A 25,552-nucleotide genomic window follows, 5' to 3' on the forward strand; every position below is an offset into this window, starting at 1 on the left:
TCGGCCGTCGTCAGCCGCGGCGCAGCCCGGCGACGGCCTCTCGGAGGTCATCCTGACTGATCGGGGCCGGCGGCGCACCCTCCGTCGCCTCCCGGAGCGCCTTGGCGAGTTGCACCCGGCGCAGCACCTCCCGCAGGTCGGCTCCGGTGAGCCCGGGTGTGGTCGCGGCCAGCGCGGCCGGGTCAACGTCGGCGGCGAACATCCGGAAGCCGGGCCGCTCGTGCCTGTCGATCAGCTCGCGGATCATCTTGGCGAGGATCTCCGCGCGGCCGGCCTCGTCCGGCGCCGGGATGGCGATCTTGAGGTCGAAGCGGCCGGAGCGGGTCAGCGAGGCGTCCACCCGCTGCGGGAAGTTGGTGGTGGCCACCACGATGACGTCCGGGTTCTCCTCGAACAGGGTGTTCATCTCCTGCTTGAAGATGCCGGCCACCGCGTTCACCGCCTGGCTGGCCGCGTCGCCGCCGGAGCCGGCGTAGCTGATGATGCTGTCGAACTCGTCGAAGAGCATGACGGTGGGCCGCCGGTAGCGGCGCGCCTCCCGGAAGATCCGCTTGATGTTGCGTTCGGAGCCGCCGAGGAACTTGTCGAGGATCTCCGGGGTGCGGATCTCCACGAAGTCCGCGCCGATCTCGTTGGCCAGGGCCCGGGCCAGCATGGTCTTGCCGGTGCCCGGTGGCCCGTACAGCAGGATGCCCTGCGGCCGGCGCGCCCCCCAGCGGGCCATCGCCTGCGGGTGCCGGAACGACACGGCGACCTCGCGGAACCGGGCGACCACCTCGGCCAGGCCGCCGACCTGGTCGAGGGTCACCGCCGCGCTGCGCGGCACCGCCGCGGCCGCGCGGTGACCCACGGGGTACGACCGGCCGCGCAGCAGCGTCGGCTCCGGGGTGTCGCCGGCCAGCTCCCGGACGGTCTGGAGCACCACGCCGACCATGGCGGTCAGGTGCGCCGCCGTCACGTCGGCGCTGGGCACCTCGGCGCGTATCCGCACGGTCGGCCCGTCGTGGCTGACCTCCGGGCGCAGGCCGGCCTCCTCGGCGGTGCGCAGCACCGCCCGGCCGGCCGGGTCACGCGACGGCTCGGCGAGGGCGGCCCCCGTGGGCCGCAGCCCGAGCCGGCGGCCGGCCTCGGCGGCGACCCGGCCGACGGCGGCGGCCGGCCCGTCCCCGCCCCGGGCGGCGAGCCGCTGGGCCACGAGCAGCCCGACCGGCCCGGCCAGGCCGAGGGCGAGCAGGCCGGCGCCGGGCAGCGCGGGGTCCGCCCGCAGGTACGCCTCGAAGCGGTGCACCGGCCGCCCGTCCCGGCTGTCGGCGCGCACGGTGCAGCGCACCTCCCGCACCGGCGCGGGGAAGTCGCCGCCGGCCAGCAGCTCCACCGGCCCGTCCTGGGCGGCGGCGAGCAGCGCCGTCGCGTCGGTGACGGTCACCCGGGCGCCGAGCAGGGTCACCGTCTCCACGTCCGGCCGGACCTCGTACCCGGTCATGCGACCACATCCCTCGCTGCGGCGGTCTCCGCTGCCGAGTCTGGCACCGTGGCGCCGCCCCGGCCACCGGCGCGGCTCAGCCCGCCTCGGCCAGCAGGCCGTCGACCAGGTCCCGGGGCAGCCCGTGGGTGTCGTGCAGCCAGTGGTAGTCGCGCTCGGTCAGCGGTCCGCGCGCGCGGACCCGGTCGACCAGCGGCCGGCCCCGCTCCAGCAGGCCGCGGAAGCGCCGCTCCTCCGCCAGCAGCAGGTCGCGCAGCGGGCCGGCGTCCGCGTCCTGGCGGAACCGGCGCAGCGTGTCGCGGTACGCGTCCAGCGGCAACTCGGTCAGGCTCCGCGCCGGGTCGTCGCGCCACAGCACGGTGAGCGCCCGCCGGACCAGCCGGCGCAGCACGTACCCGCGGCCGGTGTTGCCGGGGCGTACCCCGTCGCCGAGCACGACCACCGCGGAGCGCAGGTGGTCGGCGACCACCCGCAGGTCCGCGCCGCGCAGGTCCCACCGGCCGCGGACCGCGCCGACCCAGGGGCTCAGGCCCGCGCCCTCGAAGGCCGACCGGCCACCGCGCAGCACCATCTCCAGCCGTTCCAGGCCCATCCCGGTGTCGATGCTCGCCGTCGGCAGCGGCGTCAGCCGGCCGTCCGGGTGCCGGTGGTGGCGCATCTGGACGTGGTTCCACACCTCCATCCAGCGCTCGTCGGTGCCCGGGGTGCCGACCGGCGGCCCGTCCCCGGTCCAGAGGAAGATCTCCGAGTCGGGCCCGCACGGGCCGGTGGGGCCGTTGGACCACCAGTTCTCCGCGCCGTTGGTCTCGACCGGCACGCCCAGCCCGGTCCAGGTGGCGAACGCCGTCTCGTCCGGGCCGACCTGGTCGTCGCCGCCGAACACGGTGGCGTGCAACCGCCCCGGGTCGATGCCGAAGCCCTCGGTGAGCAGTTCGTGGCCCCAGCGCAGGCTGGTCGCGATGTCGTAGTCGCCGAGCGACCAGGAGCCCAGCATCTCGAAGACGGTCAGGTGGGTGCGGTCACCCACCTCGTCCAGGTCGGTGGTGCGCAGGCAGCGCTGCACGTTGACCAGCCGCCGGCCGCCGGGGTGCGGGCGGCCCAGCAGGTACGGGGTGAGCGGGTGCATGCCGGAGGTGGTGAAGAGCACCGGGTCGCCGGGCGACGGGACGAGCGAGCTCTCCGGCGCGTCCCGGTGGCCGCGGCGGTGGTAGTGGTCGACGAAGGTGCGGACGATCTGGTCGGGTGTCATGGCACGGGCCTTCCGGTGGGGACGACCGGACGGTCCGCCGCGCGGGCGGTGGCGTGACACGACGACGCCGGCGGACCGTTTCCGGTCGCCGGCGGGGATGGGGCAGGTCAGGCGGCGGCAACCGGCGAGCGGGAAGCTCGCGCGGCTGCGGCGGTGGTGCTGCGCCTGAGGTCCATGCCCATGACGGTAGCCGATCGGCGGTGGCGCCGCCCACCGGAATACCTCTCCGGTGGGCGGCGGCCGGTCAGGCCGTGCCGGAGGAGACCAGCGGGGCCGGGGCCACCTGTCGGCGGCGGTCGGCGCGCCGGTTGGGCAGCGACAGCCGGATCACCTTCCACCAGGCGGAGGCGACCTGCTTGGGCAGCGGGCCGGTGGTGTACTTCAGCCCGTACCGGTCGAACAGGGCCCGGACCTGCGGGGCGATCTCCTGGTAGCGGTTGCTCGGCAGGTCGGGGAAGAGGTGGTGCTCGATCTGGAACGACAGGTTGCCGGTCATGATGTGCAGCAGCCGGGGGCCGCTGATGTTGGCCGAGCCGAGCATCTGCCGCAGGTACCACTCGCCGCGGGTCTCGCCGTCGATGGAGGTCTTCTCGAAGGTCTCCACGCCGTTCGGGAAGTGCCCGCACATGATCACCGAGTGGCTCCACAGGTTGCGGATGAGGTTCGCGGTGAACGTGGCGGCGAGCGTGGACAGGAACGACGGGCCGGACAGCAGCGGGTGCAGCACGTAGTCCTTGAGCACCTGGCGGCGGATCTTGCGGCCGACCGCCCTGGCGCGGGCCCGGAACCCCGGGTCCTTGTGCCGGCCGTTCTTGAGGTTCTCCCCCAGCTCCAGGTCGTACGCGGCGATGCCGTACTCGAAGAAGCAGGCGTTCACGAAGTTGTAGAACGGCTGGCCCAGGTACGCCGGGTGCCACGGCTGGTCCTCGTCGACCCGCATGATGCCGTAGCCGAGGTCGTTGTCCTTGCCGAGCACGTTGGTGTAGCGGTGGTGCAGCTCGTTGTGCGAGTGCTTCCACTGCTCCGGAGGGGAGACGTGGTCCCAGTCCCAGGTGGTCGAGTGGATCTTCGGGTCGCGCATCCAGTCCCACTGCCCGTGCAGGACGTTGTGCCCGATCTCCATGTTGTCCAGGATCTTGGCCACCGAGAGGCCGGCCGTGCCGACGATCCAGGCCGGCGGGAACAGCGAGAACAGCAGCACGGCGCGGCTGCTCAGCTCCAGCGTTCGCTGGGTCTTGATCACCTTGCGGATGTAGCGGGCGTCCCGCTCACCCCGGTCGGCGATCACCCGGTCCCGGATCGCGTCCAGCTCCTTGCCGATGATCTCGATGTCCTCGGCGCTGAGGTGGGCGATCGGGTTGTCCGCCTTCTTCTGGATCACTGTCACGTCGGAGGGCCTCCTGTCAGAGTTCGATGTCGCAGGTACCGGCGGCCGCCGACACGCAGGTCTGCACGAGCACGCCGTCACCGGGAACGGCGGTGGTGACGTCGCCGTTGCGCAGGTCGCGCACCGCGCCCTCCCGCAGCGGGACGACGCAGCCGAAGCAGATGCCCATCCGGCAGCCGGACGGCATCAGCACCCCGGCCCGCTCGCCGGCGTCGAGGATCGGGGTGGCCCCGTCGGCCTCGACGGTCACGCCGGCCCCGGTGAACGTCACGGTGCCGCCCTCCCCCGGCGAGATCACGGTCGGGCGGAACCGTTCGGTGTGCAGCCGGTCGGCGAGCCCCTGTGCCTCCCAGTACCCCTCGACGGCGTCGAGCATGCCGATCGGCCCGCAGGCCCAGGCCTGCCGGTCGAGGTGGTCGGGCACCAGGCCGGCCAGCTCGTCGACGCCGAGCAGGCCGTCGGTGTCGGTGTGCCGCTCGACCAGCCGCAGCGCGCCGGCCTCGGCGAGCGCCCGCAGCTCCGGGCCGAAGATGACGTCGTCCCGGGTCGGCGACGAGTGCACCAGCACCACGTCGGCGCGGTCGTGCAGGCCGGCGCGGAGCATCCCCATGACCGGGGTGATGCCGCTGCCGGCCGTGAGGAAGAGGACCGGTCCGGGGGTCGCCTCGGGCACGACGAAGTCGCCCTGCGCCTGGTCGAGCTGGACGATCGTGCCGGGCCGCACCCGGCGGACCAGGTGGTTGCTGACCTTGCCGTCCGGGATCGCCTTCACGGTGACGGAGATCAGGCCGTCCGCGGCGCCCGGCGTCGAGGTGACCGAGTACGCGCGCCACTGGCGCACTCCGTCGACGTCCACGCCGAGGCGCACGTACTGTCCGGGCAGGTGTCCCCGCCAGCTGCGGCCCGGCTGGATGACCACGGTCGCCGCGTCCCGGGTCTCCGGCCGGACGGCGACGATCCGGCCGCGCAGCGGGGCGCCGGCCCGCAGCGGCGCCACGAGGTCGAGGTAGTCGCCGGGCAGCAGCGGGGTGGTGACCGCGCCGGCCAGCCGCGACAGTCTGTCCCGGAAGGTCACCTTCTGGGAGCGGCGGGGGGCAGTTGTGGTCATATCACCAGGGTGACTGCGTGATCGCATAACATCTTGACCGGCAAAGGTGAAATGGTCGCAGGTTCTTGTTCGGGGAGAACAACATGTCGGACGACCACGCGAGCTATCGCGCGGCCCATCTCGAACTCGACGCGCGGGTGTCGGCCCGCCTCCGGGACCGGCTCCCCGTCGTCGCCGAGCGTACCGTCACCGCGATCACCGCCGAGGTGCCCGACTACTCCGGCGCGCTCACCGGCACGATGCGGGAAAAGATCGAGAACGCGGTACGCATCGCCCTGGGCACCTTCCTCCAGCTCATCGACGGGGCACAGCTGGCCGATCCGAGCACCCCGCTGGCCCCCGCCCTGGAGGCCGCGTACGCGCTGGGCAGCGGCGAGGCCCGCTCGGGGCGCAGCATGGACGCGCTGCTGGCCGCATACCGGGTGGGGGCGCGGGTGGCGTGGCGGGAGGTCTCCGCCACCACGGTGCGCAGCGGGCTGTCCGCCGAGACGGTGGCCGAGTTCGCCGAGCTGATGTTCGCGTACATCGACGAGCTGTCCGCGGCCAGCGTGGCCGGGCACGCCGACGAGCGGGCCAGCGCCGGCCGGGCCCGCCGCCGCAACATGGAACGGCTCACGCAGCAGCTGCTCGCCGGGGAACCCGAGGACATCCTGCGGCGCAGCGCCGAACGGGCCGATTGGCCGCTGCCGCAGACCCTCACCGTCGTCCTCCTGCCCCGCCGCAACCTGCGCGCGGTGCTCGCCCTGCTCGGCCCGCACACCCTGGAGAGCGGCGAGGACCTGCCCGGCATGGACCCGGCCGAGGAACTGGCCGTCCTGCTGGTGCCGGACACCCACGGCGCCCGGCGGCGCCAGCTCACCCGCCTGCTGCACGGGCACGGGGCGGTGCTCGGGCCGGCCCGGCCGTGGCACCGGGTCGCCGCCTCCTACCAGCGGGCCACCCGGGCGCTCGCCCTCGGCCTCGGCGAACCGGACGCCGGGCCGGTCGACACCGAGCACCACCTGGCCGAACTGCTGCTCAGCATGGACCCGGAGGGGCTGGCCGACCTGCGCGCCCAGGCCCTCGCGCCGCTGGCCGACCTGCCGCCGGCCACCGCGCACCGGCTCGCCGAGACGCTGCGCTCCTGGCTGCTGCACCAGGGCCGCCGCGACGACGTGGCCGCCGACCTGTTCGTGCACCCGCAGACCGTCCGCTACCGGATGGGCAAACTCCGCGAGCTGTACGGCGACCGGCTCCACGAACCGGCCACGGTGCTCGCCCTCACCATCGCCCTGGCCGTCCCGCCCACCCCGCCGAAGACGGAATGACCACCGGGCGCGTCCCGCGCGGCGCCGGGCCGGCCGGTCCGGGTGTCAGCGGGTCCCGGCGACGGCGGGCCGCGGTTCGCCCAGGAACGCGTAGGCGGCCAGCGCGCCGGCGAGGACGGCGTCCACCGCGATGACGAAGCCCCGGTCCATCCCGTCCGGGGCAAGGGCGAACCCGGTCGCCAGGGCGACCACGGCGATCAGCACCGGGATCCCCCGGACCGCCCGCCGCGCGGCCGGACGGGTGGCGGGCGGCCGGAACCCGGCGACCGCCAGGACCGCCCGGACGACGCCCGCGAGCCCGACGATCAACGAGGGAACGGCCAACCCGGCCACCTCCCGGTCCAGCCCGGCCAGCCCGGACCAGGCGAGCAGCCCGAAGACCACGACGGCGAGGACGTGCAGAGGCGCGTCGCCGAGCAGGCGGCGACGCGCGGCTGGTTCGCTGTCCCGCGTCATGACCGTCCCCCGTCCGGATGCCGGCATCGTGGACAGCCATCGTCGCACTCCGCGGGGCCGCGCCCCAGCGGCCGACCGGGCCTATTCCTCCGGGACGCCCGGGCCGACCTCGCCGCGCCTCAGGTGCTCGGCGTTGCGGTCGGCTTCGCTGTCCGCGTTCGCGGCGCCGGCGCCGGCGTCCCTGGTGCGGCGCCCCTCGGCGTCCTGGTACACCGCGCCGGTCTCCAGCGCGTCCTCCTGCTGCCGGCTCTGCTCAGGTGTGGTCATCACCACCGACTACCCGGCCGTCGCCCCGTTCATGCGCCGGTCCCGGCGAGGCGGAGCGCCCGGAGACCATGCTGCCGTCACGCGGGGAGGTAGACGAGGTCCATGGTGTCGGTGCGCCCGGACCAGCGGAGGTCGAGGTGCCAGCAGCCGGCCTGCGGCAGGTCGACGATCGAGGGGCCGGGGCCGCCGGCGACCGTGCGGGTCACCCGGGTGGTGGTGCCGCCCAGGGAGGCGGTGATGACGAGGGTGGTCGACGCGTCGGGGTCGGGCGACGGGGTCGCCGCCGGCCGGGCCACCCAGAGGATCTTGTTGTTCGGTCCCTCCGTCCGGTCGACCGTCAGCGGATGGCCGAACAGCACGGCCACGATGTCGCCCTTCGCGCCGAACACGTGCGGGGCGCGGGCGTCCCCGCTGAACCCGGCGTCGGCCCAGTCGGGCAGCCGGCCCTCCTCCACCCGCCCGGCACAGCCGGTGGGCGCGACCGCCGCCGGGCTGGGCGGCGCGGCCGACCGGCTCGCGGTGGTGCAACCGGCCAGCAGCACCACCGACCCCAGCAGGAGCCTGCCCCATGAACGCATCTCGCACCTCCGCACCGGGTGGGCGCCGGTCGGTGGCACCCCGTTGTCCTGAGGACACCGGTCGGGCCGCGCAGGTTCCTCCCGTGGCGGGCGAGCGGTCGCGCGGGGCGACAGGCGCCTAGTCCAGGGAGGCGGCGATCCCGGTCGCCTCGTCCCGGCGGAGGTCACCTTCCAGCCGGTAGCTGACGCCGGCGTCCTCCCAGATCAGCGTGGCCGCGGCGAGCCGCGCCGTCTCCACCCGGACCGTGCCGGTGCGGTCGACGTACGCCAGCTCGTGCGGGCCGCCGATCCAGACGGCGAAGTCGCCGTCGACCTGGACCCACTCGACGCCGGGCCCACTGATCTGCTTGTGGAAGACCGGATCGAGCTGACCGTCGAAGGCGTCGAGGCGCAGGGTCCCGCCGCGGTAGAGCAGCGTCGCCACCCGGTACGCCCCGGCGCCGTCCGGGTCGGCGACCAGCACCTGTTCCGGCTCGCCCAGCTCGACCGGTACGCGGATCGGGAAGCGGACGTGCCGCTGCGCCTCGACGAGGGAGGCGGGCCGCTGCTCCGGCAGCGGCGAGGGTGTGCCGGTGTGCGGCGCCGGCACCGGCGTGGTCTCGATGACGATCCCCGAGAAGCGCAGCAGTCCCGTCACCGCGTCGGCGATGGCGGCCCGCCCCGGCGGCAGCAGGGCGACGAGCAGCGCGGCCAGCGCCGCGGCGAGCCAGTAGCGCCAGCGGCGCCGGCGGCGGGCCGGCGCGGCCAGCCGGGCCCGCACCCGGGCGGTCACGTCGGGGACCTCGGGCGTCTCCAGCCAGGTGGCGAGGTCGCGCAGTTCGCGTTCGAGGTCATCCACGGCGCACCTCCTCGCGGTCGAGCAGGCCGCGCAGCTTGGCCAGAGCCCGGTACGTCCGCGACTTCACCGTGCCCCTGGGCCAGCCGAGCGTCGTCACGGTCTCCTCCTCGGTCAGGTCGAGAAGGAACCGGCACACGATCACCTCGCGGTCCTTGACCGGCAGCTGGCGCAGCGCCGCCACCAGCGCGGCCCGGCGTTCCGCGGCGAGGACCCCGCCGACCGCGACGTCCTCGCCGACCGCCGGCCCGTCCTGCGCCGCCGCACGCAGGACCAGCCCGTCCCGCCGGCTGCGGGACCGGTGCAGGTTGCGGGTCTCGTTGGCGACGATCGCGAGCAGCCACGACCGGAAGGACGACTCGCCGCGGTAGCGGGACAGACTGCGGAACCCCTTCACGAACGCCTCCTGGATGACGTCCTCCGCGTCCGATCCGGCGCCGAGCAGCACCGCCGTCCGGTACGCGGACGCGGTGTGCCGGGCGACCAGGAGTTCGTACCCCTCCAGGTCACCGGTGCGGGCGCGGCGGACAAGCTCGTCGTCGTCCAGTGGAGACCTCCCCTTCGACCACCCTCATGACACCGGTCGCGCCCGGACGGTTCCACCTTCTGCGGGATGGAACCTCGACGGCTTCGAGGGTGTCACCTCGGCATGACCGTCACCATCTCCCGCCGCGGCGTCCTGACCCTGCTCGCCGGTGCCGGCGCCGCCGCACTGGCCGGCTGCGAGCCGACCCGCGCCAGGACCTCCGCCCCGACCGTCACCGTCCCCGATCCGCTGCTCGTCCAGGTCGACGCGGGACAGGTTCTCCTGCGCGGAGCCGACCGGCGGACGATCCCCCGCGCCGTCGCCAGCGCGGACGGCGCCTGGATCTTCGCGACCGCCCCCGCGGGCCCCGACACCGCCTGCTGGCGGATCGACACCACGACCGGCCGCGCCTCGGCGAGGACGGCGCTACCCGGACGCTGGCTGCCCCAGGTGGTCTCCGCCGAGGGGACGGGCGTGGCGCTCACCACGACCACGGCGACGGTGAACGGCGGCCGGCCCGCCGGGCGGGAGGTGACGCCGGTGCTGGTCGCCGACGTCAACGGGCTGCGCCACCGCCTCGACCTGCCGGGCAACTTCGTTCCGGAGGCGTTCACCGCCGACCGCACCGGGCTGTTCGTCCTCGAATGGCTCCCGGCGGCCGCGCCGGACCGCTACCGGGTGCGGGTCGTCGACCTGGCCACCGGCCAGCCCGGCCCGCTGGCCACCCGCGACAAGCAGCCGGTGCCACCCGGCGCCGAGGAGGAGATGCGCGGCGACGGCCGCCAGGCGGTGCTCGCACCGGACCGCACCGTCCTCTACACGCTCTACACCCACCAGCCCGGCCACCAGCACACCCGGGACCTCGTGAGCGGACGGCCCGGCAACGCGCACGCGTTCGTCCACACGTTGCACCTGGCGCAGTGGTGGGCGTACTGCATCGATCTGCCGCACCCGTTCGGCGAGGCGACCGCGGCCGGCCACACCATGGCGATCAGCCCCGACGGCGGTCGGCTCCTCGTCGCCGACATCTCGTCGGGCACCGTCGCGGACATCTCCACCGAGGACCTGACGGTACGCCGGACGGTGCCGCTGGCCCGCGGCGCCGGCGCCGCCCACGCCACCGCCGGCTCCGACCGCCTCTTCCTCGCCGCCGGCACGGCGGTCCGGGCCCTGGATCTCAGCCGCCTGACCGGCACGGTGGACTGGCAGGCGCGCGAGCCGGTCTCCGGCCTGGTGGCCAGCCCTGACGGCAGCCGCCTCTATCTGGGCCAGCGGGACGCGGTGAGCTGGCACGACGCCGCCAGCGGCCGGGAACTCGGCCGCGTCCCGGTGCCCGGACTCGTCGGCCTGCGCGGCCTCGCGGCACGCCCCTGAACGCCGCGCCACCAGGGGCTCACCGCAGGACGGCGTACCGCACGTGAACGGCGTACGGCGAGTGGTGGACCGAGAGGATCTTCAGGTCGAGATCGCGGTCGAAGCCCTCGAAGAGCCGCTTCCCCCGGCCCAGGACGACCGGAGCGGTGGTGACGCCGAGCTCGTCGACGACCCCGGCCGTGAGCGCCTGCCGGATGACGTCCGCCCCGCCGCCGATGGCGACAGCGCCGTCGCCGGCCGCCCGCCGGGCCGCCGCCAGCGCCTCGTCGAACCCGTCGACCATGAGGAACCCGCTGCTCGGGTCGGGCTGGTCCGCGGTGCGGTGGGTCAGCACGACCAGGGTTCCCTGGAACGGGTTCCGGCCGCCCCAGCCGCCCGCGCTGTCGTACATGCCCCGGCCGCACAGGCCGGCGCCCGTCCCCGCGAGCAGCGTGTCGAAGTAGGCCCGGTCCTCGTCGCTCATGCCGGCGCCGGGTTCGCGCTCCGACTCGTAGGTCCACGGGCCGCCCATCACCCAGTAGTGGAGCCGCTCGCCGCCGACGCCGAGCCCCTGGCCCGCGTGGTCGTCGGGACCGGTGACGTAGCCGTCCAGTGACACGGTGATGGCGGCCTTCACCGGGCCGCGTTCCGCGGTGCTGCTCATGCGTCCTCCCGTGGCGGACCTCGAACGTGGCGGAGACCGCCCGCCGGCGGGCTCGTCGGTCGTGCGTGCGGGGCCGCCGGCGTGTGTCTCCCGTCACCGTAGCCGGACGTACGTCGAGGAGGGACCCGCCGGCGGCCCGACCCGCCGCCCACCGCCGTAAGAACTCGGCAATGGATCGGCCACCCACCCGTGGCTACGCTGGCCCCTCGGGTACGGGGAGGTGCACGTGGCGCAGCGGGTGCTGGTGGTCGACGACGACCGCACGGTCGCCGACGTGGTCTGCCGCTACCTGGAGCACGCCGGCTACGAGGTCGCGCACGTCGGGGACGGGGCCGGGGCGCTGGCCGCCGTGGCCCGGCACCCGCCGCACCTCGTGGTGCTCGACCTGATGCTCCCCGTGCTCGACGGGCTGGAGGTCTGCCGGCGGCTGCGGGAGCGGCCCGACGGCGTACCCATCGTCATGCTCACCGCCCGTGGCGACGAGGCCGACCGGATCCTCGGCCTGCAACTGGGCGCGGACGACTACCTGAGCAAGCCGTTCTCGCCCCGCGAGCTGGTGCTGCGGGTCCGCTCGGTGCTGCGCCGCGCCGGTGGCGACCCGGCCGGCGTACCCCCGGAACTGCTCGCCGACGGCGGCCTGGAGGTGGCGACAGGCCCCCGGGTGGCCCGGCTGCACGGCCGGGAGCTGACCCTGACGCTGCGCGAGTTCGACCTGCTCGTGCACCTCATGCGGCATCCCGCGCGGGCGTTCCGCCGGGCCGAGCTGCTGGAGCGGGTCTGGGGGTGGAGCTTCGGCGACCAGTCGACGGTGACCGTCCACGTGCGGCGGCTCCGGGAGAAGATCGAAACCGACCCGGCCGATCCCCGCCGGATCGTCACGGTCTGGGGCGTCGGCTACCGGTACGAGCCGGCCGATGCGTGACCTGGCGCTGATTTTCGGGGCGGCGCTGGTCGCGGCGCTCGCCGTCGGGCTGGCCGGCGCGGTGGCGCTGCGGCTGCTGCGCGGCCGGTCGATCACCGTGCACATCTCCGTGCTGCTCGCCATGACGGTCGGCGCCGTGGCGGCCGGGGTGGCGGTGGTCGCCGAGGCGATGTTCCTCTCCCCGCACGACCTCGAGGTGGTGCTGACCACGCTCTCCGCCGCCGCGGTGGTGAGCCTCGCGGTCGGCTGGCTGTTCGGCCGCCGGCTGGCCGCCGCGGCGGTCTGGGCCGACCAGGCGCGGGAGCGGGAACGCCGGATCGAGAAGGGGCGGCGGGACCTGGTCGCCTGGGTCTCCCACGACCTGCGCACCCCGCTCGCCGGGCTGCGGGCGATGGCCGAGGCGCTGGAGGACGGGGTGGTGGGCGATCACGCGACGGTCGCCGAGTACCACCGCCGGATCCGGGTGGAGACCGACCGGATGACCCGGCTCGTCGACGACCTGTTCGAGCTCTCCCGGATCAACGCCGGCGCGCTGCGGTTGTCGCTGTCCGCGGTGCCGCTCGGCGACGTGGTGTCCGACGCGCTGGCCGGCAGCGCGCCACTGGCCGCCGCGCGCCGGATCCGGCTGCTCGCCCCCGAGTCCGGCTGGCCGACGGTGACCGCGAGCGAGCCGGAGCTGGCCCGGGTGGTGGGGAACCTGCTGCTCAACGCGATCCGCTACACGCCGGAGGACGGCACCGTCCGGGTGGACGCCGGCCGGGACGCGGACACCGCCTGGTTGGCCGTGGCGGACACCTGCGGTGGGATCCCGGAGCGCGACCTGCCCCGGGTGTTCGACGTGGCGTTCCGGGGGGAACGGGCCCGCACTCCCCCGCGCGACAGCGGCGGCGTGGAGGGCTCCGGCGGGCTGGGGTTGGCGATCGTGCGCGGCCTCGTCGAGGCGCACGGCGGCCGGGTCGAGGTGGGCAACGTCGCCGACGGCTGCCGCTTCGTCGTCCGGCTGCCGCTGGCCGCCTGAGCTGAGCAGCCGGCGGCTCCGGCCTACGGCCTGACCACCGGCCGGCGGCTGCGGTCTACCGCCGGACCAGCTCGGCGAACCAGCGGTCGTCGGCCTGGAACACCTCGCGGACCGCGAGGCCCGCCGCCGCGGCCGTCTCGTGCACCGCCCGGGTGTCCAGCCGGGCCCAGCCGAAACTCGGCCCCCGGTACCGCCCCGACACCACCCGCACCCGGCCCTGCCAGCTGCCGCTGCCGGGCGGGTCCAGCTCGACCAGGACGGTCCCGTCGGCGTGGAGCAGCTCCCGGCACCGGCGCAGCAGCCGGCCCGGGTCACCGCCGATGCCGATGTTGCCGTCCAGCAGCACGACGTGCCGCCACCGGCCCTCGGCGGGCAGCGGGTCGAACAGGTCGGCCTGGACCGAGACCACGCCCAGGCTCCGGGTCAGCGCCACCGCACGCGCCGAGACGTCGACTCCCACGGTGACCAGCCCGGCCCGCGTCAACGCCACGGTGAGCCGGCCCGGCCCGCAGCCCAGGTCCAGCGTCGGGCCGGCGCAGCGGGACACCACGGCGGCGGTCGCCGGCTCGGCCGGCCCGTGCCACCGCTCCACCGGCAACCGGCGGCGCGACCCGTCGGCGTGCACCAGCCAGTGCGCGGTGGCGTCCCGGTGCCGCAGCGCGGTGGCGAACCCGTCGACGCTCACCGCCGGCCCCCGACGACGTGCCGTCCCGGTTCCCGAACCGGCCGGGCCCGCCCCGTGGCGGCCACCTCCCGGGCGAAGCGGCCCGTGGGGACCAGGGCGGCAACGGCGAGCGCGTCGGTCCAGTCGTCCACGTCCCGCAGCACCGGCAGCGTCCCGATCCGCAGTCCGCACCCGGCCAGCGCCTCCCGGGTACGCCGCCCGGTGTCCGGGGTGGACATCGGCACCCCGCGCAGGGCCGCCGCCCGCCGGGGGTCGCGCAGCCCCAGCGCCCACCAGCCGCCGTCCGCGGCCGGGCCGAGCACCGCGTCGGTTCCGGTCGCGCCGAGCCGGCGTACGGCGGCGGCCAGCCGCGCCGCGGTGAGCTGCGGGGTGTCCATGCCGATCTGGAGCACGGGCCGCCCCGGGTACGCGTCGGCCACGTCGGCGTGCGCGTGCGCGAGCCGGTCGGCGAGATCGTCGCCGCGCTGCGGCAGCACCGGCCAGCCGGCGACCAGGGCGGCCAGGTCCGGCCCGTCCTCGGCGGCGGCGAGCCGGCCGGCCAGGGCCAGCACCGGGACGACACCCGGGGTGGCGGCGACGGCGTCGAGGGTGTCGCGCAGCGCGGCCGCGGCGATCCGCGCCGCCTGCGCGGGCTCGGCGGGCGGGCAGAGGCGGGTCTTGACCATGCCGGCCACGGGCGCCTTCGCCATCACCAGCAGGACGGTCATCGCGGGCCGTCCACGGTGCGGAGCACGGTGAGGAAGTCCCGGGTGGCGCGGACGGTGCCGCGGACCGAGCCGGAGACCTTCGACCGGGTGCCGGCGGCGCGCGGGGCGTAGCGGACGTCGCGCTCGTGGATGCGCCAGCCGGCCGCGGCGGCGCGGATCATCAGCTCCAGCGGGTAGCCGAAGGCGCGATCGGTGACCCCGAGGGCGAGCAGGGCGTCCCGTCGGGCCACCCGGATCGGGCTCAGGTCGCGCAGCGGCACCCCCCGCTGCCGCAGCAGCGCCGCGACCAGCGCCGTGCCGGCCCGGGCGTGCCAGGGCCAGACCCCGGCGGACACCGGCCGCCGCCGGCCCACCGCCAGGTCGGCGGTGCCGGCCGCCACGGGGGCGACCAGGGCGGGCAGCTCCCCCGGGTCGAAGGAGCCGTCGGCGTCGAGCACGCAGACCAGCTCGGTCTCGGCGTGTTCCAGGCCGGTGTGCACGGCCGCCCCATAGCCCCGGCGGGGCTCCCGCACCACCCGCGCGCCGTGCCGGGCGGCCACCTCCGGCGAGCCGTCCCGGGACCCGTTGTCCACCACGATCGCCCGGTAGCCGGGCGGCAGCGCGGTCAGCACGCCGGGCAGGGCGGCGGCCTCGTCGAGGCACGGCAGCACCACGTCGATCTGTGTCGGCATGCCGCCGACGCTAGGCCGGTCCGCGCCACGCCAGGCCCCGATCGTGCTTACGGAACCCTTACCGAGCAGGGATTTCTTACCATCCGGTGACGAGCCGGCGGATCGGCTGCCGCGGGCCGCCGCCGGGCCGTACCGTCCGGTCGTCATGAGAGCCGCAGCCACCCTGCCCCGCGTTCCCGGCCCCCGGCGGACCGCCCCCGGGCGCCGCGGTGACCTGATCGCGCTGGCCGTCGAGGCGGTGCTGCTGGCCGCGGCGGTCACGGTCGGGCTGCTGCTCAACCGGCGCGGCGGCGGGCTGCACGCGGACGCCGCGCCGCTCTACGCCACCTGGCGGCCGCACGCCGGTGTCGGCACCCCGCTGGCCGTGCTGGTCGCGGTGGTCGTGCTCGGGCCGGGCCTGCACTGGGCGCGGACCGCCCGCTGGGGCCCGCTGCTCGCGGCCGGTTGGCTGGCCGCGGTGGCCTGGACGCTGTCGCTGGCCCTGGTGGACGGCTGGTCGGCCGGGCTGGCCCGGCGGCTCACCGTGCAGGCGGAGTACCTGCACGAGGTGCCCGGCGTCACCGACATCCCCGCGATGCTCGCCGGATTCACCGACCGGATCCTCGACTTCCAGCCCGACTCCTGGTCCACCCACACCGCCGGACACCCGCCGGGCGCGCTGCTGGTCTTCGTCTGGCTGGACCGGATCGGCCTGGGCGGCGGCACCGCCGCGGCGCTCTGCTGCGTGCTGGTCGGCGCGACGGCCGCGGTCTCGGTGCCGGTCACCCTGCGCGCGCTGGGCGCCGCCGAGGCGGCCCGGGCCGTGCTGCCGTTCCTCGTGCTGCTCCCCGGCGCGGTCTGGCTGGGCGCCTCCGGCGACGCCGTGTTCACCGGCGTGGTCGCCGCCGGCCTGGCGCTGCTGGCGGTACGCGGGCCCCTGGCCGCGCTGGCCGGCGGGCTGCTGCTGGGCTTCGCGCTGCACCTGTCGTACGGGTTCGTGCTGGTCGGCGTCCTGGCGCTGGCCGTGCTGGCGCTGCGCCCCGACCGGCGCCGGTCCGCGCTGCTCGCCGCGACGGCCGGCGTCGTCGCGGTGACCGCGCTGTTCGTCCTGGCCGGCTTCCGCTGGTGGGAGGGGTACGACCGGGTGGTCGAGCGGTACTACCAGGGCTGGGCCGCCGATCGCCCGTACGCGTACTGGGTCTGGGCGAACCTGGCGGCGCTGCTGCTCTCCGCCGGGCCGGTGCTCGGTCCGGCGCTGCGCCGCGCGGTGCTCGCCGCCCCGGCCGTATGGCGGTCCGCCGGCTCCCCGCCGGACGGCCCGGCCGGTGACCGGGTGCTCGACCGGCCGGGCGTGGGGCTGCGCGGCGCGGCCCGGGCCGGCGCTGCCGTCGGCCGCAGCGGTGCCGCCCGGCTCGGTCGGCGGTGGCGGGCCCGGGTGCTCGCGCTCGGGCCGGCCGTGCTGCTGCCCGCCGCCGCCGCACTGGCGGTGGCCGCCGCCGACCTGTCCGGGATGAGCAAGGCCGAGGTGGAGCGGATCTGGTTGCCGTTCGCGGTCTGGCTCCTGGTGGCCGTGGCGCACCTGCCACCGCCGACCCGGCGCTGGTGGCTGCTGGCCCAGGCGCTCACCGCACTAGCCGTCAACCACCTGCTGTTCACGGTCTCCTGACCCCACCGCTAAAGCCCTTGGCGACGTCCCGTTCCGTGATCTCCAGGAATCTCCCCGGGTGATCATGAAGTTGGCCGCGACAGATCAGGCAGATCGTGCCGTCAACCTCATGATCGACGAGGACCGTCGGTTCAGGCGGCCAGGGCGGCGGGCTCGCGGAGGGGGTCGGTGGCGAAGGCGGTCACGCCGTCGGCGAAGCCGACCTCCGCGGTGTAGCCGAGCAGGTCGCGGGCTCGGGACGGGTCGGCCACCACGTGCCGCACGTCGGCCGCCCGGGCTCCCCCGACCACCTCCGGCTCGGGGCCGCCCATCGCCCGGGCCAGCGCGGCGGCCAGGTCACCGACGGTGTGCGGCTCGCCGGAGCAGACGTTCACCGGGACCAGGCCGTCCGGCGTGGGCGCGGTGAGCGCCAGCAGGTTGGCCCGGGCCACGTCGGTGACGTGCACGAAGTCCCGGCGCTGCCGGCCGTCCTCGTACACCCGGGGCGGCCGGCCGTCGGCGAGCGCCGAGCGGAACAGCGAGGCCACCCCCGCGTACGGGGTGTCGCGGGGCATCCGGGGGCCGTACACGTTGTGGTACCGCAGCGCCCACACCCCGCCCCCGGTCTGCCGGGCCCAGGCCGCCGCGTAGTGCTCCTGAGCGAGCTTGCTGGCCGCGTACGTGCTGCGCGGCTCCAGCGGGGCGTCCTCGGGGACCAGGGCCGGGTCGAGGGTGCCGCCGCAGGCCGGACACGTCGGGTCGTACCGGCCGGCGGCCAGGTCGGCGGTCCGGCGCGGGGCCGGGCGGACCACCCCATGGAGGGCACAGGTGTAGCGCCCCTCGCCGTAGACCACCATCGAGCTGGCCAGCACCAGCCGCGACACCCCGGCCCGGTGCATGGCCGCGAGCAGCACGGCCGTGCCGTGGTCGTTGTGGGCGGCGTAGTCCGGAGCGTCCGACGGGTCCAGCCCGTGCCCGACCATCGCCGCCTGGTGGCAGACCGCGTCCACCCCGGACAGCAGCCGGTCCAGCAGCGCGGCGTCGCGGACGTCACCGATCACCGGGTCGTGCGGCCGGGACCACTCCGGCAGCGCGCCGCCGTGCGCCTGGGGCAGCAGCGCGTCCAGGCACACCGGCTCGTGGCCCTCAGCGGCCAGCAGGTCGGCGATCTGCGATCCGATGAAGCCGGCGGCGCCGGTGACCAGTACCCGCATGCGGCCAGGCTAGGGCACCGGGCGGCCCCGGTCCGGCGGTTCCCGACGGACGTCAGCGATCCGTAAGGGACGGCGGTAAGGGTTCGGTAATGCGGCGAAACGGAATGACGGGCGGTCACGGCGTCTAGCGTCCTGGTGAGGGTGCCACCGGCGAACGGGTGGGGCCCGACCGCCGACCAGGAGGAGACGTGCCCGCCAGCCCACCGCCACCGGACGACGCGCCGTCGGCCGCGCCGGCCGCCCTGTGGGCCGGGCTGGCCCGGCACCGGCCGCCCGGCGTCGACGCCGCCGACCGGGCCTGGCGCAGCCCGGTCCGCGGGCCGTGGCTCACCTCGGTGCTCGGCGCCGTGCTGCTGGCCACCCTCCCCCTGGTGATCGTGACGGGGCTGCTCGACTGGATCGCCTACGGGCCCCGCCTCGACCAGGCGTTCCCCCGGGACGTGGGCTGGCTCCACCCGCCCGTGTTCGACTGGCCGACCCGGCCCGCCTGGCTGTTCCGCCTCACCCAGGGGCTGCACGTGACGCTCGGGATCGTGCTGGTGCCGGTGGTGCTGGGCAAGCTCTGGTCGGTGGTGCCCAAACTCTTCGACTGGCCGCCGGCCCGCTCGACCGCCCAACTGCTGGAACGGCTGTCGCTGGTGCTGCTGGTCGGCGGCATCCTCTTCCAGACGGCCACCGGACTGCTGAACATCCAGTACGCGTACCTGTTCGGCTTCGACTTCTACACCGCGCACTGGTACGGCGCGTGGATCTTCACGGCCGCGCTGGTCGCCCACGTGGCGATCAAGTTGCCCCGGATGGTCACCGCGCTGCGCGGGCCGGGCTTCACGCGTACCCCGGTGGAGCGGACGCGGCCGGAACCGGCGGACCCCGACGGCCTGGTGGCGCGGCGCCCCGGGCCGGCCACGATGAGCCGGCGGGGCGTGCTCGCCCTGGTCGGCGGCGGCGCGCTGCTGCTGGCGGCGCTGACCGTCGGGCAGAGCGTCGACGCGCTACGTGGCACCGCGCTGCTGCTGCCCCGCGGCCGGCGGATCGGCGACGGACCGACCGGCTTCCCGGTCAACCGCAGCGCCGCCGCGGCCGGGGTGACCCCGGAGCAGACCGGGCCGGGCTGGCGGCTCACGCTGCGCGCGGGAAACCGCACGGTGGCCCTGGGCCGGGACCGGTTGCTCGCCCTGGCGCAGCACACCGCGGTGCTGCCGATCGCCTGCGTGGAGGGCTGGTCCACCACGCAGACCTGGACGGGGGTCCGGTTGCGCGACCTGGCCGCCCTGGTCGGGTCGGCCGACCCGGCCACCGCCCGGGTCCGGTCGCTGGAGCGCGCCGGCCTGTTCCGCGAGGCCGCCCTGCACGACGGTCAGGTGACCGACCCGGACGCGCTGCTCGCCCTGCGGGTCAACGGCGTCGACCTGAGCCTCGACCACGGCTACCCGGCGCGGATCATCGTGCCGGCGCTGCCCGGCGTGCACTGCACCAAGTGGGTGGCGGAGATCGTGTTCCATGGCTGAGTTCCGGCGCGCCTACGGCGCCGCGCCCTGGCACCTGCTGCTCCTGGCCGGATGCTTCGCGATCACCGGCTGGATCGCGCTGCGGCTCGCCGGTGAGGCGTCGGCCGGCCGGATCCTGCTCTGGTTCCTCGGCGCGGTCATCGCGCACGACCTGATCCTCTTCCCGGTGTACGCGTCAGTCGACCGGGTACTGCGCCGTGCCCTCGGCCGGGGCCGCGTCCCGTCGGCGCTCAACCACGTCCGGGTGCCGGCGCTCGGGGCCGGCCTGCTGTTCCTGATCTACCTGCCCGGCATCCTCGGGCTCGGGGACGGCACCTACCTGGCGGCGACCGGCCTGGCGCCTCGCGCAATGCTGGGCCGGTGGCTGGCGGTCAGCGGAGCGCTCTTCGCCGGAAGCGCGCTGCTCTACGCCGCCCGCCGGCTGGCCCGTCCGGGTCGTCGGGGTCGTCGGGGTCGTCGGGATCGTCGGGGTCGTCGGGGTCGTCGGGGAAAGCAACAGCCCTGACCAGCGGAGACCCTGGTCAGGGCTGTTGCACACGGCATTCGTCTCCTGGCAATCGACCATCGCGCCTGCGCTTCGCGAGATCGACCCTTGTGCCAGGAGCGCGTAGGGTCATCGTTCCATGAAGGTTCTGATCTCGGTAGACATGGAAGGCATCTCGGGGATCGTGCATCCCACTGAGACGAATCCGGATCGGTACGACTACGAGCGCGGCCGGGCCCTGATGACGGCCGAGGCAAACGCGGTGATTGCCGGCGTTCTCGACGCCGAACCCGACGCCGTCGTGTGGGTCGCCGACGCACATGGACCGTTTCGGAACCTCCTGCCGGAGGACCTCGACCGGCGTGCTCACCTGGTGCGAGGCAAACCCCGCCCGCTGGGCATGCTCGCCGGGCTGGACGAGCAGACGGATGCCGTCATGTTCATCGGCTATCACGCTCGGGCCGGCGCCGGGCCTGCCGTGCTGGCGCACACGATGAGTGACGCCATCCTCGACGTGCGGGTGGCCGGACGGTCGCTGGGCGAGATCGGCCTCAACGCCGCCATGGCGGGGCACCTGGACGCGCCGGTTGTCCTGCTCAGCGGGGACGACGCCGCCTGCGCGGAATTCAGTGAGCTGGTGCCCTCGGCGGTCACCGTCGCCGTCAAGCAGACCCTTGGCCAGGCGGCCGCAGTGGCCCTGCACCCGCAGGAGGCACGGGAGCGGCTGCGCCGCGCTGCCGCCGATGCAATCGCCCGGCGCGCATTGATCCCCCCGCCGAAGATGGCCGGGCCGTTGGACGTCGAGGTCGACCTGTACGGCCCTTACATGGTCGACCTCGCAGTTCTGGTGCCGGGTGTGACCCGGGTCGGCGGCGGCCGAACGGTCGCCTTCCACGCCGCGGACTTCCCCGACGCCTACCGGCTGGTTCAACTGCTTGTCCAACTCGCCACCATCAAACCCGGCTAGCGCGGGAAGCGCAGCAACCCACGTGAACAGCCACGCCCCTTGGCGCGCAACGGAGTGGAACCACTGCCGACGGCAATGGCTCCACTCCGTTGTCACTGTGCCTCGTACCCCGGCGGCCGCTGACCCCGAGTCGAGGCTTCCTGCCACCGCGCATGCCCCCTCGTGCGCGCGCTGAACTTCCGGTTCACACGATGGAGATCGACCGAACCTGGGTGTTGCCCTTGGTATCGACGTACACCTTGTAGTCGCCGACGGTGTAGGTGCCGGCAGCGTTGTTGTTGATCGTGAACGTGGCCGTCACCGGAGACTCGCTGCCGTCGATGTGGGTCTGCTTCACCGTGATGGTCAACTCGTTCGTGTGGCCGTTCAGCTTCTTCACCACCGCCGACGGCTTCGCATCGACGACCGCGTTGGCGACCGTCACGTAGACCGCGTCGGGCGACGAGAATTCCGCGTTCTTCTGGCCATCACCGAACACGAAGAAGCCCCGCTGTTCGACGGCCCCGCGCCCGGGGAACGGATCCGGGTTGGAGGCCAGGTACGTCGGATTGACCTTGTACAGGTCCGTCTTGGAATCCGCGAGCTTGGCCTGCACGCCGGTGTACGGCGCATCGGTGATCGCGAGGTTGACCGACAGGTAGATGGCGTCGGGGTTGTTGGCCGACATGCGCGAGGAGAAGTACTTGTCCGTACTCTGCCCCGCGGGAACGGCCAGCGGCACGACCTTGTCGCCGACGAGAATGTTGAACTGGAAGTCGCCGTAGCCCCCGGCGACGAACGTCGCCCACGCCGCGTCCGACATGTGGTCGGGGCGCTCCACCTTGAACTCCAGACGCATCGGCGCCACGTACGTGGAGTTCAGGTACTCGGTGTCGGTCAGGGGCAGGTATACCCCTCCCGGGGCGTGCCCCAGTTCGAAGGCCGACGCCGTCGGGGTCGAGTTGCCGCGCCCGTTCCACATCGGGATGTTGAACGAGGTGGCGCCGAGCAGGGCCCGATTGCCCAACTGGCTCGTGCCGACAGCGGCCGACGCGTCCTTGTAGGTGCCGATCGTGACGTCGAGCAGGTCGAGGTCCGCCCGGTCGGCGTTCAGCCCCGGCATGTCCGCCCACATGAACTTGGCACCGGCGGGCCCGGAGTACCGGGCCATCTCCAGCATGCCGTCGGCCATGATCTTGGTCATCTGCACCGCCGAGTCGACCTTCATCCGCTCGTTGGCCGTGTGCCACCAGCGCTCGTTACCCGGGATGACGGCGCCGAAGGCGGTCATCTTGTTGCGGAAGCTGCTGGCCAGGGTGCCACCGGTCGTGCCCTGCGGATAGACCACGTCCCTGAGGGCATAGGGATCCGCGAACTCCCCCGGGTTGCGGTCGATCGAGGCCTGGTAGCTCCCGAACTGCAGAGCCGTCAGCGGGTTGTCGTGAGTGACGTACAACCCGGCGCCGACGGGCGAGCCGAGGTTGCCGATGGTGAACCCCTTCGCCTGGAAGGCGGCCGTGACCGCCGCCGTCGCCTGGCCGGAGTCAGCCGCGGTGACGTGCATGCTGCGCACATACATCGGCATGCTGAGGCTGCCGGAGGCGTCCGTGTAGAAGCTCGTCGGGGTCTCCGAGTTGATGCCGCCCATGAGGGCGAAGGTCAGGTTCGGCGTGCCGTTGCTCGGGTTGCGCAACAGGTTCGCCGGGATGCCCATGTACTTGCCGATATAGGCCTCGCCTTCGACACCGTCGCGGAAGAACAGGTCGGTGATGCCGTCGGCGGCCTTCTTCAGTTGCAGGTCGGCGGCCGTGGTTCCCAGTGCGCCGAGTCCCTCCGAGAGCAGGAACATTCCCCACACGACGGCATTCCTGCCGTACTGCGGGGTCGGCATCTCCATCGCCACATCGGTGTTGATCTCCAGCGTGAGCGAGTCGCCAGTGATCGTGGTCCGCACCTTGGGCGTGGTGCGGGGAGCGGCCGGGAGCCAACCCTTCGTGGTCGCGGCGGCGGTGATCGCGGACACGAATCGGTCCCGCTCGGTCGAGCTGGCCCCCGCCACGTCGAGGGTGAAGATCGCACGCGAGGCGATCTGGGTGGTGCTGCCGTAGGCGATGTCCTTGAGCGTCGGGTCGCCTTCGCGCAGGGTCACGCCGGCCGTGGCAGCCGTCAGCCGGAAGGCCTTGCTGCTGTCCGCGGACAAGCTCATCGACACCGACGGGGTCACCGATCCGGAGTTGCCGACGATGACCGGGAACCGCGAGTCGGAGGTGTAGGCCGCAACCGGGATCTCCTCCCGGTTGAGGTTCTTGTAGGCCCAGTTGTCGTAGAAGCTCGGGTTCGAGTTGTACGGGATGGACTGGAAGGTGGCGGTGTTCGTCGTCGAGGGCGTGCCGGGACCGCCGTCCTCATAGATTCCCATGACGATGCGGATGCGCCGGTCGAGGGGCAACCCCGCCTGGAGCAGCGCCTTGGCCGCGAGCAGCGTCGCCAGCGTCGGGCCGCTGTCGTCCTGGATACCCGCCCCGTAGACCCAGCCGTCCTGGACATAGGGCGAGTGGTACGCACCAGGAGTGCCGAGGTTGCCGTCGGCGTCCCGCCAGCGCGCCAGCTGGGCCGGCGACACCGAAGCCGTCGGCGAGTCGAGGTGGCTCAACGCCATGACCATTTCCGGGGCGTCCGGGTCACCGATCTCCGCGTAGACGTACTTGTCGGGTTGGCGTTGGACGACCACCGGGAAACCCAGGTCGGTGGCCAGCTTGACCACCCAGGCGAGCTTGGCGACCTTGCGGTCGTACTCGTTCTGGTTGGCTTCGGTGTTGCTGACCGGGAAGGGGTACGCCGTCGCGGCCGTGCCGCCTCGGGAGATGGAGTCGTAGCTCGACCCGTCCAGCATCGCCCCGACCAGCGTGAGCGGGTTGTAGGTGCCGTCCCCCGCCCGCGCGCTGCTGACGCGTCCCGCCAACGCCTCAACTTCCGCGTGGATCGCGTCGCGCTCGGCGTCGGTCACCGACAGGTCGTAGGTGACACTCGGCTGGAAGCGCTCCTCGCCGGGGCTGGCCGCGGACGCGTGGGGCGCGGGCGCAACGGTCGCCGCGAGGGCCGCGGCGAGCAGGACGGAGAAGGTGGTCGTCCGTCTGTCTCTCATGGAAGCTCCCGAACAGGGGGGATGACACGGTGGCGACAGCACACGCCAGCCGTGCCGCCAGCGGGCGGCGGGGCGGGATTTCTTGAGGATGATCTGAGAATCGGCCGGTGCCGTCAGCTCCGCGTAGCTCCGGGTGGACCTGTTGTGGATCAGGCTTGTCGCGTGGCTTTCATCCGACGACCGCCAGGAAATCCGAGTAGAACAGGCCCAGGCCGACCGCCACGCAGACGCCGGCCACGATCCAGAACCGGACCACGATGTTGACCTCGCTCCATCCGGCCAACTCGAAGTGGTGGTGCAACGGCACCATCCGGAAGACACGTCTTCCGGTGGTCCGGAACGAGACGATCTGGATCACCCAGGTCGTCGTGATGATGACGAAGAGCCCGCCGATCATGATCGAAAGTAGCGTCGTGCGGGTTGCCACCGCGAGCCCGCCGATCAGGGCGCCGAGCCCGAGCGAGCCCACGTCACCCATGAAGATCCGCGCCGGGGACGTGTTCCACCACAGGAAGCCCACGCAGGCGCCGGCCGCAGCCGCCGCGATCATGGCGATCTCCAGGGGATCCCGGACCTGGTAGCAGTAGTCGTTCACGCGGGCGTACGCGTCGTCGGCGCACCAGTGCCGGTACTGCCAGAAGCCGATCAGCGCGTACGCGCCGAGCACCAGGATCGACGCGCCGGTGGCCAGACCGTCGAGGCCGTCGGTGAGGTTCACCCCGTTGGACATCGCCGTGATCACGAAGACGATGACCACGACCGCGCCGGCCTTGCCGACGTTCAGCCAGCTCATGTCGCGGATGAGCGAGATGTGCTCGCTCGCCACGGTCTGGCCGTTGGTGCTCGGCATGTAGAGCGCGGCGACGCCGAACCCGGCGCCGACGATCGCCTGGCCGAGCAGCTTGCCCTTGGCGGACAGTCCGTCGGAGTTGCGCCGGCGCACCTTGAGGATGTCGTCGAAGAAGCCGACCGCGCCGCAGAAGACGAACAGGCCGAGCAGCACCAGGGCCGTCATGGTCGGCCCCTCCTGCGCGATCTGGCGGTCGGGCAGGGTGGTCAGGGCGAGATGCCCGGCGACGTAGGCGAAGACGGTCGCCACGATGAAAACCACGCCGCCCATCGTGGGCGTGCCCTTCTTTCCCTCGTTGCTGGCGAGCCCGATGGATCGGATCGGCTGACCGGCCTTGAGCGCGGTGAAGACGCGGATCGCCACCGGCGTGCCGAACAGGGAGATGATGAACGCGACCGCCGCCGAGACGATGACGGCCCTCACGGGCGAACCTTCACGAGATCCAGACGTCCCGCGGCGTCCCCACCTGGCGTCCAGATCAGCACCTGACGTATCGACCTGAGCCGGCTAAGCAGACAGTCCTTGGCGACATCATCGATCATGGGACACGAGCTTGCCATCCGAC

Annotated in this window: 24 protein-coding genes; 8 read left to right on the forward strand and 16 right to left on the reverse strand. The window is 74.0% G+C overall.

Translation table 11 applies throughout. From position 1 onward, the window contains the following. Positions 1 to 10 precede the first annotated feature (10 nt). The 4 genes from NFX44_RS21240 to NFX44_RS21255 form a co-directional block, all read right to left on the reverse strand. Positions 11 to 1,483, reverse strand: coding sequence for a 26S protease regulatory subunit (locus tag NFX44_RS21240; RefSeq protein ID WP_262285315.1), 1,473 nt, complete (start codon positions 1,481 to 1,483; stop codon positions 11 to 13). A gap of 76 nt (positions 1,484 to 1,559) precedes the next feature. Continuing rightward, positions 1,560 to 2,732: an alanine--tRNA ligase-related protein gene (locus tag NFX44_RS21245; RefSeq protein WP_262285316.1), complete on the reverse strand. Its 1,173-nt coding sequence runs from the start codon at positions 2,730 to 2,732 to the stop codon at positions 1,560 to 1,562. 244 nt (positions 2,733 to 2,976) lie between these two features. Further along, positions 2,977 to 4,119 carry an acyl-CoA desaturase gene (locus NFX44_RS21250; protein WP_262285317.1) on the reverse strand — a complete coding sequence of 381 codons (1,143 nt, stop codon included), beginning with the start codon at positions 4,117 to 4,119 and terminating at the stop codon, positions 2,977 to 2,979. A gap of 16 nt (positions 4,120 to 4,135) precedes the next feature. After that, the gene (locus tag NFX44_RS21255; protein ID WP_262285318.1) at positions 4,136 to 5,227 is read right to left on the reverse strand and encodes a ferredoxin reductase; all 1,092 of its coding nucleotides are present in this window, start codon (positions 5,225 to 5,227) and stop codon (positions 4,136 to 4,138) included. Between the two features lie 83 nt (positions 5,228 to 5,310). Between NFX44_RS21255 and NFX44_RS21260 the strand changes: the two genes are divergently transcribed. After that, on the forward strand, positions 5,311 to 6,534 hold the full coding sequence (locus NFX44_RS21260; protein ID WP_262285319.1) for a CdaR family transcriptional regulator: 1,224 nt from the start codon (positions 5,311 to 5,313) through the stop codon (positions 6,532 to 6,534). Positions 6,535 to 6,579: 45 nt separating this feature from the next. Here NFX44_RS21260 and NFX44_RS21265 read toward each other — a convergent pair whose 3' ends face one another. The 5 genes from NFX44_RS21265 to NFX44_RS21285 form a co-directional block, all read right to left on the reverse strand. Next, on the reverse strand, positions 6,580 to 6,990 hold the full coding sequence (locus NFX44_RS21265; protein ID WP_262285320.1) for a hypothetical protein: 411 nt from the start codon (positions 6,988 to 6,990) through the stop codon (positions 6,580 to 6,582). An 81-nt stretch (positions 6,991 to 7,071) separates the two neighbouring features. Next, positions 7,072 to 7,257 carry a ribonuclease gene (locus NFX44_RS21270; RefSeq protein WP_262285321.1) on the reverse strand — a complete coding sequence of 62 codons (186 nt, stop codon included), beginning with the start codon at positions 7,255 to 7,257 and terminating at the stop codon, positions 7,072 to 7,074. Positions 7,258 to 7,334: 77 nt separating this feature from the next. Further along, the gene (locus NFX44_RS21275) at positions 7,335 to 7,835 is read right to left on the reverse strand and encodes a hypothetical protein (protein ID WP_262285322.1); all 501 of its coding nucleotides are present in this window, start codon (positions 7,833 to 7,835) and stop codon (positions 7,335 to 7,337) included. 118 nt (positions 7,836 to 7,953) lie between these two features. Continuing rightward, the gene (locus NFX44_RS21280) at positions 7,954 to 8,673 is read right to left on the reverse strand and encodes a hypothetical protein (RefSeq protein ID WP_262285323.1); all 720 of its coding nucleotides are present in this window, start codon (positions 8,671 to 8,673) and stop codon (positions 7,954 to 7,956) included. Further along, positions 8,666 to 9,118, reverse strand: coding sequence for an RNA polymerase sigma factor (locus NFX44_RS21285; RefSeq protein ID WP_262285324.1), 453 nt, complete (start codon positions 9,116 to 9,118; stop codon positions 8,666 to 8,668). Before NFX44_RS21285 ends, NFX44_RS21280 begins: the two co-directional genes overlap by 8 nt. 201 nt (positions 9,119 to 9,319) lie before the next feature. On the opposite strand from NFX44_RS21285, the gene NFX44_RS21290 reads away from it, so the two are divergent. After that, complete coding sequence (locus NFX44_RS21290; protein ID WP_262285325.1) at positions 9,320 to 10,570, forward strand: YncE family protein; 1,251 nt, start codon at positions 9,320 to 9,322, stop codon at positions 10,568 to 10,570. A 19-nt stretch (positions 10,571 to 10,589) separates the two neighbouring features. Here NFX44_RS21290 and NFX44_RS21295 read toward each other — a convergent pair whose 3' ends face one another. Then, positions 10,590 to 11,213 (reverse strand): dihydrofolate reductase family protein, encoded by a 624-nt coding sequence (locus NFX44_RS21295; protein ID WP_262285326.1) that lies wholly within the window; start codon positions 11,211 to 11,213, stop codon positions 10,590 to 10,592. Positions 11,214 to 11,439: 226 nt separating this feature from the next. Here NFX44_RS21295 and NFX44_RS21300 point away from each other — a divergent pair, with 226 nt between their 5' ends. Then, positions 11,440 to 12,135, forward strand: coding sequence for a response regulator transcription factor (locus NFX44_RS21300; protein WP_262285327.1), 696 nt, complete (start codon positions 11,440 to 11,442; stop codon positions 12,133 to 12,135). Further along, complete coding sequence (locus NFX44_RS21305; RefSeq protein WP_262285328.1) at positions 12,128 to 13,153, forward strand: sensor histidine kinase KdpD; 1,026 nt, start codon at positions 12,128 to 12,130, stop codon at positions 13,151 to 13,153. The genes NFX44_RS21300 and NFX44_RS21305 overlap by 8 nt, the downstream gene beginning before the upstream one ends. 55 nt (positions 13,154 to 13,208) lie before the next feature. Here the strand turns inward: NFX44_RS21305 and NFX44_RS21310 are convergent, their stop codons facing one another. The 3 genes from NFX44_RS21310 to NFX44_RS21320 are packed head-to-tail and all read right to left on the reverse strand — an operon-like array spanning position 13,209 to position 15,216. After that, positions 13,209 to 13,838, reverse strand: coding sequence for a class I SAM-dependent methyltransferase (locus tag NFX44_RS21310; RefSeq protein ID WP_262285329.1), 630 nt, complete (start codon positions 13,836 to 13,838; stop codon positions 13,209 to 13,211). Further along, positions 13,835 to 14,545, reverse strand: a complete 711-nt coding sequence (locus tag NFX44_RS21315) for a DUF2064 domain-containing protein (protein ID WP_262285330.1) — start codon at positions 14,543 to 14,545, stop codon at positions 13,835 to 13,837. The genes NFX44_RS21310 and NFX44_RS21315 overlap by 4 nt, the downstream gene beginning before the upstream one ends. Continuing rightward, positions 14,542 to 15,216: a glycosyltransferase family 2 protein gene (locus NFX44_RS21320; protein WP_262285331.1), complete on the reverse strand. Its 675-nt coding sequence runs from the start codon at positions 15,214 to 15,216 to the stop codon at positions 14,542 to 14,544. The genes NFX44_RS21315 and NFX44_RS21320 overlap by 4 nt, the downstream gene beginning before the upstream one ends. 145 nt (positions 15,217 to 15,361) lie before the next feature. Between NFX44_RS21320 and NFX44_RS21325 the strand changes: the two genes are divergently transcribed. Then, positions 15,362 to 16,861, forward strand: coding sequence for a hypothetical protein (locus tag NFX44_RS21325; protein ID WP_262285332.1), 1,500 nt, complete (start codon positions 15,362 to 15,364; stop codon positions 16,859 to 16,861). Between the two features lie 131 nt (positions 16,862 to 16,992). On the opposite strand, the gene NFX44_RS21330 is transcribed toward NFX44_RS21325, so the two are convergent. Beyond that, positions 16,993 to 18,054, reverse strand: a complete 1,062-nt coding sequence (locus NFX44_RS21330; RefSeq protein WP_262285333.1) for an NAD-dependent epimerase/dehydratase family protein — start codon at positions 18,052 to 18,054, stop codon at positions 16,993 to 16,995. A gap of 188 nt (positions 18,055 to 18,242) precedes the next feature. Here NFX44_RS21330 and NFX44_RS21335 point away from each other — a divergent pair, with 188 nt between their 5' ends. The 3 genes from NFX44_RS21335 to NFX44_RS21345 all read left to right on the forward strand — a co-directional run bounded on the left by NFX44_RS21335 (position 18,243) and on the right by NFX44_RS21345 (position 21,013). Then, positions 18,243 to 19,562 (forward strand): molybdopterin-dependent oxidoreductase, encoded by a 1,320-nt coding sequence (locus tag NFX44_RS21335; RefSeq protein WP_262285334.1) that lies wholly within the window; start codon positions 18,243 to 18,245, stop codon positions 19,560 to 19,562. Next, on the forward strand, positions 19,555 to 20,067 hold the full coding sequence (locus NFX44_RS21340) for a hypothetical protein (RefSeq protein WP_262285335.1): 513 nt from the start codon (positions 19,555 to 19,557) through the stop codon (positions 20,065 to 20,067). The genes NFX44_RS21335 and NFX44_RS21340 overlap by 8 nt, the downstream gene beginning before the upstream one ends. Before the next feature lie 118 nt (positions 20,068 to 20,185). After that, the gene (locus NFX44_RS21345) at positions 20,186 to 21,013 is read left to right on the forward strand and encodes a M55 family metallopeptidase (RefSeq protein WP_262285336.1); all 828 of its coding nucleotides are present in this window, start codon (positions 20,186 to 20,188) and stop codon (positions 21,011 to 21,013) included. A gap of 184 nt (positions 21,014 to 21,197) precedes the next feature. Here NFX44_RS21345 and NFX44_RS21350 read toward each other — a convergent pair whose 3' ends face one another. Next, entirely contained in the window at positions 21,198 to 23,999 is a 2,802-nt protein-coding gene (locus tag NFX44_RS21350) for a M20/M25/M40 family metallo-hydrolase (RefSeq protein WP_262285337.1), read from the reverse strand. A 307-nt stretch (positions 24,000 to 24,306) separates the two neighbouring features. Continuing rightward, entirely contained in the window at positions 24,307 to 25,410 is a 1,104-nt protein-coding gene (gene mraY, locus NFX44_RS21355; RefSeq protein WP_262285338.1) for a phospho-N-acetylmuramoyl-pentapeptide-transferase, read from the reverse strand. Positions 25,411 to 25,552: the final 142 nt, after the last annotated feature.

The organism is Micromonospora sp. MA102, from assembly GCF_025460765.1.
Lineage (GTDB): Bacteria > Actinomycetota > Actinomycetes > Mycobacteriales > Micromonosporaceae > Micromonospora > Micromonospora halotolerans.